The organism is Paenibacillus sp. P4_A7 (genome assembly GCF_056402455.1).
In genome coordinates this window covers 1-8,890 of record NZ_JBFUHJ010000216.1, presented here as the reverse complement: position 1 = coordinate 8,890, position 8,890 = coordinate 1, and the positions used below count along the sequence as shown (strand labels likewise).

Below are 8,890 nucleotides of genomic sequence, written 5' to 3'. Positions count from 1 at the left end.
GCTCATCACTTTCTATTAGTAGCTCATGTGCAATGTTTTTTGCAGCGTCTGGAATGTAATCTAAGATGTCATCTATATTGTGTTCTGTTGTATCTGCAATAGTATGACCTATATTACGATGCTGTTTTGTATCACTTATACGTGGTTCTACCTGAATCGAATTACTAAGCTTTCTGTCATATGATCGTATAGATCGAGCATCGCTCCATCCTTTATCCGGATTTTCCTCTTGTTTATCATTAGCATCTGTTTGTTCGTGCACCGCTTTGCCCTTTTTGGAATCAGTATCGCGAATTAGTTGTTCCAACGCACCGATATCCTCTTGAAAAGGGCTATTCCAAGGATTTACCTCACTCAGAGTATGATGCTCCTTATTATTATACAACTGTACGACGTTTAAATGGGGCCGCATGAGTGAATTCTCATTTGCAGATTTATGTGAAGCTGCCTCCTTGGAGTCATTCCCCTGCTGTATATCAGCCGCCTCACGGCTCTCTTCGTTAATTGACTTCCCAGCACGATCAAAACGATACGTAATTCGATTTTTTGAATTCATGTCATTCACTCCTTGTACCATTCTTGTATCTTAATCTATGAGACTCTTAAGAGATTTATGACGATGGGAAACCCAAACCCTTTATTGTGAAGGGCTTTCTACCAAACCTTCAAAGGTTTCTTTACCAAAGCTTCAAAGGATTCTTTCCAAACCTTTAAAGGATTCTATCCAAACCTTTAAAGGATTCTATCCAAACCTTCAAAGGCTTTTCGAACCCACCCAAACCCTCCCTTCCAAGGGAGGGCCCCGAGGGGCTACCGCCCTCTGGACACCCGCAATTGGACTAACGTAGGAGTTGCTGAGATGGTTGTGAGCCACATTTGTCGGTGGCTCGCTTTCGTCCCTGTGGGACCCGCTTTTAGATTGGTGCGCTTGAGATACCTGAATACCTGAGTAACGTCTGGGGAGCAGTGAGGGGTGGGAGTTATGTTTGCGTGTAGCACGCTTTCGTCCCTGCGGGACACGCTTTACGATTGGTGCACTTGAGATACCTGAATACCTGAGTAACGTCTGGGGAGCAGTGAGGGTTGAGAGTTGCGTTTGCGGGTGGCTCGCTTTCGTCCCTGCGGGACACGCTTTACTTTTGGTGCGCTTGAGATACCTGAATACCTGAGTAACGTCTGGGGAGCAGTGAGGGGTGGGAGTTATGTTTGCGGGTGGCTCGCTTTCGTCCCTGCGGGACACGCTTTACTTTTGGTGCTCTTGGATACTTGAATACCTAAGTAACGTGAGAGGGGCAGTGAGGGGTGGGAGTTACGTTTGTGGGTGGCTCGCTTTCGTCCCTTTGGGACACGCTTTACGATTGGTGCTCTTGGATACCTGAATATCTGAGTAACGTGTTAGGGGCAGTGAGGGGTGGGAGTTACGTTCGCGGGTGGCTCGCTTTCGTCCCTGCGGGACACGCTTTACTTTTGGTGCGCTCGGGCAGCATGAACATATGAGTAACGTTGTGGCTTGAGAGATGGTGGTGAGTTACGTTTGTTTGTGGGGGAGGGGCGCTTTCGTCTTAGCGGGATGCACTTTCCTATTTGATTTCTTTCCTGAGCTGACGGGATAGTGAATCAAAGACGGGTTAGGCAGAAAGTGAGATCAGTATATTCTACTGTACTCTTCTCTTCTGTTATCTTATTTGACTGTATTTTATACAATCAAATCCACTTCAAAAACGTTGTATTGGTCCCAGACTGTATTTCATCCAAGCTAATCGCCTGTTGCGTAGATAAAAGCTTCTAACTACCTATTTGATTGTATCTTTTCCATTCAAACGCGTTAAAACATGTAATACATGCTGTTTGAATGTACACTATCCATTCTAATCGTCCACCTCTATACATGCCTCGAAATAGAGAGATGTTAGAGGATGCCCTGCACCATCAGCATTGGGTTTCATGAAATCAAGCACTGATTTTGAGATTGAATCCATTAAAAAATAAACTGGATTTTAATTTCATTATTATGTAAAATATAATTATAAAATGAAACAGAGTTCCATTAGGTGAAACGTAGATGACAGAAGGAGAATGTTGCGATGTCTTTTCAATTTTTAGGGATTGATCATGTCCAGCTTGCCGCACCCGAAGGATGCGAGACGGAAGCAAGACACTTTTTTGGCAAATTGCTCGGATGGAATGAAATCCAGAAACCTGAAAATCTGCTCAAGCGTGGTGGCGTATGGTTTCAATGTGGCGTTCATCAAGTTCATATTGGGGTGCAATTGCCATTTATCGCTGCCACTAAAGCTCATCCAGCCTTCCACGTTAAAGAGATCGAAGCCTTGAGAAATCATTTTATTCAAAACCATCTAATCGTTATTGATGATGACCATCGTGATACTGAAGGTATCACACGTTTTTTCACAAATGATCCGTTTGGAAATCGCTTAGAGTTTATCGAATCGGAGGGTTATCGCAATGAATAGCAAAGAGAGGTTTACAAACCGGGTTGATACGTATGTAAAATATCGTCCACGTTATCCAGAGGAAGCTATCGATTATCTATATAGTACCGTAGGACTTACAGCATCCAGCCTAATAGCTGACGTTGGTGCGGGGACCGGTATTTTCTCCGAGCAGCTATTGGCACGTGGAAGTCATGTTATTGCGGTTGAACCTAATAAAGCAATGCGAGAAGCCGCCATACAAGCTATAGGCGATAATCCGATGTATGAATTCAGTGTCGGTTCGGCGGAAGCCACTGGCCTGCAAGACCAATCTATAGAATTCATAACATGTGCACAATCTTTTCATTGGTTTGACCGCCCAGCAGCCCAAGCTGAGTTTCAACGTATTTTAAAACCGGATGGAAAGGTTATATTAATTTGGAATTCACGGCTGACGTCAGGCTCGCCTTTTCTGGAGCAGTATGATCAATTGCTTCGGATGCTTGGGTCAGATTACGAGAAAATCAATCATAAAAACATTGATAAAACATTGCTGCTTTCTTTCTTTAAGGAAGGCCAATTACAGGAGGCTMGCTTTACGAATCGACAAGCATTTGATTACGAAGGACTCCTTGGGCGTCTGTTATCCTCCTCTTACACACCAACAGCGGAAAACCCACTCTATGAGCCGATGATAGCTGAACTGCGTAAAATCTTTGAGCGAAACGAACAGAACGGCACTGTTTTTTTCGACTACGAGACGGAAGTATTTTGGGGAGAAGTTTAAGCGCGAACGACTGGCGACATGAGCACGTTACTCGATGAAATAACAAATGCCCGATGATTCCAACTAGGAACCATCGGGCATTATTTAAAAATGTAGGAATGCATAAGTTTCAAGCTTACACTCTCCCTATACTTCATCGCGAAAGAGCTTATACCGCCAGAGGCCGACGACAGTCGTTTACGCTTGCTATTGGGCTGATTTCAGCGATTTTGCCAAGGCATCGGCCACTTTCCAAATATCGCCTGCTCCCATCGTGATAACAAGATCACCTGGTGACAATCGTCCGGTTAGATAGCTGATAACTTCTTCCTTAGTCGAAATGAACTTTGTGTTCGCATTGCTGTTGCTTTTGATTAGTTCAACGAGCTTCCCCGAGTTCACACCCTCGATCTGTAATTCACCTGCTGGCGAGTAGATGTCGGTAATGATGACTTCATCGGCTTCAGGAAATGCACGGCTAAACTGCTCGAACAAGAAAAACGTCCGTGAATAACGTTGAGGCTGGAATACGGCCACAATACGTTTTCCTGTTGCTTTAGCCGCTGTAATCGTCGCTCTAATTTCAGTAGGGTGATGAGCATAGTCATCTACTACTAAAATGTCGTTGACCTCTCCAATTACTTGGAATCGACGCTTAGCTCCTCTGAACAAGCGAATCGCAGCCGCTATCTCTGCGAAGGACAAGCCTGATTCTAGACAAGTAATTACGCTAGCCATAGCATTGTACACATTATAGCGACCTGGAACAGATAGCTCTATTTCCCCAAGCAGCGCTCCATTATACGTCATCGTGAATGAAGCTTTGCGATCACCAAGCACAATATTTTCTGCTTTGTAATGAGCGTCTCCGTCGATTCCATAAGTTATTAGTTGTGAAGAACTGGTCTCCCCTTCATAAATGCGGGGAATCAGTTCACTAACCGTCTTATCATCCGCGCATACAATCGCCTTACCGTCCGATTTCACCTGTCGCAAAAATTGTACATAAGCCGCCTTCAGCTTTTCGAAATCGCCGTCGTAATTTTCAAGATGATCCGGCTCGATATTCGTCACAATAGCTAACGTTGGGTGATAGTGGAGAAAGGATCCATCACTCTCATCCGCTTCAGCAACAACATATTCGCCTTTTCCTGCTTTCGCATTCGTGCCAACGTTTACAATCTCGCCCCCGATAATATAGGTCGGATCTGCATTACACGTTTCCATTACAAGCGCGATCATCGAAGACGTTGTTGTTTTTCCATGTGCGCCTGCTACTGCGATTCCTTTTCCTGCATTCATTAATTTTGCTAGCATTTGTGACCGATGCAGAACCGGGATTTTTAATGCCTCTGCTGCAACTCGTTCAACATTATCTTTGGAAAGAGCTGTGGAGTAAACGACCAAATCGGCTCCTCTCACATGCTCAGGCTGGTGACCGATATAAATGCTAGCGCCATTAGCAGCAAGCTTTTCTGTTAATTCTTGACGCGCTACATCGGATCCAGTAACTTTATAGCCCATTTCCAGCATGACGCGGGCAATGGCACTCATTCCGTAACCGCCGATTCCGATGAAATGAACATGTTCTGCCGTATTCAAAGACGGTTCACCAACCTTTTTCAGATTCCGAGTTGAACAAAATGCTGGAGCGAACATCAGCTATTAAATATAGCGTGCCTGTTACGACTCCAAGGTCATTCTCCCCGGTTAACTGTTGTAGTTTTTTTAACGCCACACGATAATCCTTTTCAACCACTAATTCGAAAGAATGCTCATTTGGCTGTTGCTGCCGCATTTCCCGTACCAAATCAGCCAAAGCATTTACTTCTTTTTTCATTCGATAATCAGGCTCGGTCAAAATTAGCGTATCCACTATGGGTAGTATATGCTTGAGCACATCATGATGATTCTTATTCTCCAGCATACCCATCATAAGATGTAAACGATCATATTTATAAGTATTTTTTAAAGCGGCAGCAAGCATTTCTGCTCCCTCAGGATTATGAGCGCCATCTAGCAAAATACGCGGTGAATCAGATACCATCTCAAGCCTTCCTGGCCAAGTGGCAGTCCGCAATCCGTCTGCGAGTATATCATCTTCAACGACAAGCGCGTTATATTGACGAAGTATCTCAAGCGTCATAACTGCAACCGCAGCATTTGTCCGTTGATGCTCGCCATTAAGTGTAATCGTTAAAGGCTCGATCGTGCGAAACAGGTTCTCAAAGCGGAAGGTTTGCTCATCCTGTCGGACAGAAATCTCCGTTTCATGAAACTGTTCTCCGAGCAAATAAAGCGAGCTCTGTCTCTCAGCTGCTATTCTTTTGATAACTTCTACTGCTTCTGGCTGTGTTACCCCGCTTACGACAGGAATAGCCGCTTTAATAATGCCAGCCTTCTCGCTTGCGACTGCGGCCAGCGTATCTCCAAGACGATCCATATGATCATGACCAATATTCGTAATAACGGATACGACCGGGTGGACGATATTCGTCACATCAAGCCGCCCGCCAAGCCCAGTCTCCCAGACCACATAATCGGGATAAGTGACTCTTGCATAAAAAAGTATAGCCAGCGCTGTCGATACTTCGAACATCGTCGGTGAACCAAGCTCAGTCTCAGCAATTGCTTCCACATGCGGCTTCAGTTCATTTGCTAGCTTCAAAAGTGTTTCTTCTTCAATATCGACTCCATTATATTGGAACCGATTCGTAAATTTTGTAATATACGGCGATGTAAATGTACCGACATCATAGCCGCTTTTCACAAGTACGTTAGTTAAATATGCACAAGTAGAGCCTTTGCCGTTCGTACCCGCTACATGAATAAACTTCAGTCTCCGATGCGGATTATCTAGCATCATCATAAGCTGCTCGATCCGATCTAAGCCTGGGCGAATACCAAAGGGGATCAGTCCATTAATCCAATTAACAGCTTCACCATAGGAATGCAGCGGCTCGCTTGGCCGCTGCTCTATTTTATGTTCCGTCATCCTATTCGTTCCTTCTTCCGTTATTGCAGACTATCCGCGTAATTCTTCAATTCTTGCAAGAACCTTATCGCGTTTATCTGCATAATCGTTCATTTTACCGCGTTCCTCTTCAATAACCTTCGTAGGAGCCTTCACTACGAATCCTTCGTTGCCAAGCTTCTTCTCTACTCGCTCAACCTCGGCATTCAAGTGCTGGTGCTCTTTCTCAAGACGTGCTATTTCCTGTGCTATGTCAATAAGGCCAGCTAGCGGTAAATAAAGATCCGCACCTGTAATAATTGCTGTCATTGCCTTATCCGGCGCAGTAATTTGCAAACCAACCTCTAGCATGGATGTACCGCAGAATCGTTTGATAAATTCTTCGTTACGAGCGAATATAGCGGCTTCAGCCTCACCTGATGGCTTAATAAGAAGCTCGATTTTCTTGCTCATTGGCACATTAACTTCCGCGCGGATATTGCGTACTGCTCGAATGATATCCATAAGCAGTTCCATCTCTTTAACCGCATCAGGAGCTTCCAATGCTGCATCATAAACCGGCCATTCAGCCAAAGTAATCGTTTCACCTTCATGCGGTAAGTGCTGCCATATTTCTTCACTGATAAATGGCATGAATGGGTGAATGAGCCGTTGCGTACGATCAAGAACGTAGGCAAGTACAGATTGTGTCGCCTTCTTCGCTGCTTCATCCGTACCGTATAAGCTAAGCTTAGCAAATTCGATGTACCAGTCGCACAGATCATCCCAAATGAAGTTATTAAGCAAGCGGCCAGTTTCGCCAAATTCGTAGCTGTCAATTAAACGAGTTACATCGCGAACCGTCTCATTTAAGCGATGCAAAATCCAGCGATCAGCTGTTCCAAGCTGAACCGTTATATCAATATCCTTGGCTTCTACACCTTCAAGATTCATAAGCGCAAAGCGTGATGCATTCCAAATCTTGTTGGCAAAGTTGCGAGCCTGCTCAACCTTCTCAAAGCGGAAACGCAAATCTTGCCCTGGCGTGCTGCTAGTCGATATCATATAGCGCATAGCATCAGCACCATACTGATCAATAACTTCTAATGGATCAACACCGTTGCCTTTCGATTTGGACATTTTTTGTCCTTCGGAATCACGAACGAGTCCATGGAACAATACGTCTTTGAAAGGCGGCTGGGCCGTAAATTCAAGCGCCGTAAAGATCATGCGGGCAACCCAGAAATAAATGATATCATATCCAGTCACAAGTACATCCGTAGGATAGTATCGTTTCAGATCCTCTGTTTCGTCCGGCCAGCCGAGAGTCGAGAACGGCCATAGCGCGGAGCTGAACCAAGTATCGAGCACGTCATTATCTTGACGCAGATTATCACCAGTCATATCGTCACGGGAAACATGCATTTCACCTGTAGCATCGTCATACCAGGTCGGGATACGGTGTCCCCACCAAAGCTGTCTGGAAATACACCAATCACGTACATTTTCAATCCAGTTAAAATATATTTTCTCAAAACGTTCAGGAACAAAATTAACGCCCTTGCCCGCTTTCTGAGCAGCAATTGCAGCTTCTGCTAGAGGCTTCATCGCTACAAACCATTGTGTCGACAAATACGGCTCTACAACCGCTCCGCTTCGCTCGCTGTGTCCAACCTGATGTACGTGGTCCTCAATTTCTACACATACGCCCTGCTCTTGCAAATCCTTAACAATCTGCTTCCGGYAATCTGCGCGATCCAATCCTTGATAAGGTCCCGCTTCAGCATTCATTGTACCCGTTTCATCCATTACGATAATTTGCGGCAGGCTATGACGTTCTCCAACCTCAAAATCGTTAGGGTCATGAGCTGGCGTAATTTTTACAGCACCAGAACCAAATTCCTTATCTACATAATCGTCAGCTATAATCGGAATTTCACGTCCAATAATAGGAAGAACGATGAACTGCCCAATTAGATGCTTATAACGATCATCTTCAGGATGAACGGCAACTGCAGTATCACCAAGCATGGTCTCGGGACGAGTCGTAGCTACCGTAATAAAGCCGGAACCATCCTTAAGAGGATACTTCAAGTGGTATAAATGTCCGTTAAGCTCTTTGTAATCTACCTCGATATCCGAAAGCGCTGTGCGTGCTGCCGGGTCCCAGTTAATTATTTTTTTACCACGATAAATAAGCCCTTTCTCATAAAGACRAACGAATACTTCGCGAACAGCTTTGGATAGTCCCTCGTCTAATGTGAATCGCTCTCTCGAATAATCTAGAGAAAGTCCCATCTTGGCCCATTGTCCGTGAATAGTATTAGCATACTCTTCTTTCCATTCCCAGACCTTCTCAAGAAATGCTTCTCTTCCTAGGTCATAACGAGATATGCCTTGCTCACGCAGCTTCTGTTCCACTCTCGTTTGCGTAGCAATACCAGCGTGGTCTGTGCCTGGCAGCCACAGCGCATCATAGCCCTGCATACGCTTCGTACGAATCAGGATATCCTGTAACGTAAAGTCAAGCGCGTGCCCAATATGTAGCATTCCCGTAACATTAGGGGGCGGTATAACAATCGTATACGGCTTCGCATCCGGACGCTTGCCTGCCTCGAAAAATTTCCCTTGCGTCCAGTAATCGTACCATTTCTGCTCCGCTGCCTTCGGATCATATGTCGTTGGCATTGCAGTTGTCGTTTGGTTTTCTGACATTCATTCCATCCTCCACAAATC

6 protein-coding genes are annotated in these 8,890 nt (G+C 45.0%); 2 read left to right on the top strand and 4 right to left on the bottom strand.

The window, feature by feature from the left end:
• The coding region (locus tag AC1DWN_RS21120) for a hypothetical protein (RefSeq protein ID WP_477560877.1) at positions 1-556 on the bottom strand (556 nt) is incomplete at its 3' end.
• Positions 557-2,084: 1,528 nt separating this feature from the next.
• Here AC1DWN_RS21120 and AC1DWN_RS21115 point away from each other — a divergent pair.
• Both AC1DWN_RS21115 and AC1DWN_RS21110 read left to right on the top strand, forming a co-directional pair.
• A complete protein-coding gene (locus tag AC1DWN_RS21115) occupies positions 2,085-2,474 on the top strand; it encodes a VOC family protein (RefSeq protein WP_477560876.1) in 390 nt (129 codons plus the stop codon).
• Positions 2,467-3,222, top strand: a complete 756-nt coding sequence (locus AC1DWN_RS21110; RefSeq protein ID WP_477560875.1) for a class I SAM-dependent methyltransferase — start codon at positions 2,467-2,469, stop codon at positions 3,220-3,222. Before AC1DWN_RS21115 ends, AC1DWN_RS21110 begins: the two co-directional genes overlap by 8 nt.
• A 186-nt stretch (positions 3,223-3,408) precedes the next feature.
• Here the strand turns inward: AC1DWN_RS21110 and murC are convergent, their stop codons facing one another.
• From murC to AC1DWN_RS21095, 3 genes are read right to left on the bottom strand one after another with little or no spacing between them, the layout of a single operon-like run.
• Entirely contained in the window at positions 3,409-4,803 is a 1,395-nt protein-coding gene (gene murC, locus AC1DWN_RS21105) for a UDP-N-acetylmuramate--L-alanine ligase (protein WP_477560874.1), read from the bottom strand.
• A 7-nt stretch (positions 4,804-4,810) separates the two neighbouring features.
• Complete coding sequence (locus AC1DWN_RS21100; RefSeq protein WP_477560873.1) at positions 4,811-6,196, bottom strand: bifunctional folylpolyglutamate synthase/dihydrofolate synthase; 1,386 nt, start codon at positions 6,194-6,196, stop codon at positions 4,811-4,813.
• A gap of 30 nt (positions 6,197-6,226) precedes the next feature.
• The gene (locus AC1DWN_RS21095; RefSeq protein ID WP_477560872.1) at positions 6,227-8,869 is read right to left on the bottom strand and encodes a valine--tRNA ligase; all 2,643 of its coding nucleotides are present in this window, start codon (positions 8,867-8,869) and stop codon (positions 6,227-6,229) included.
• Positions 8,870-8,890: the final 21 nt, after the last annotated feature.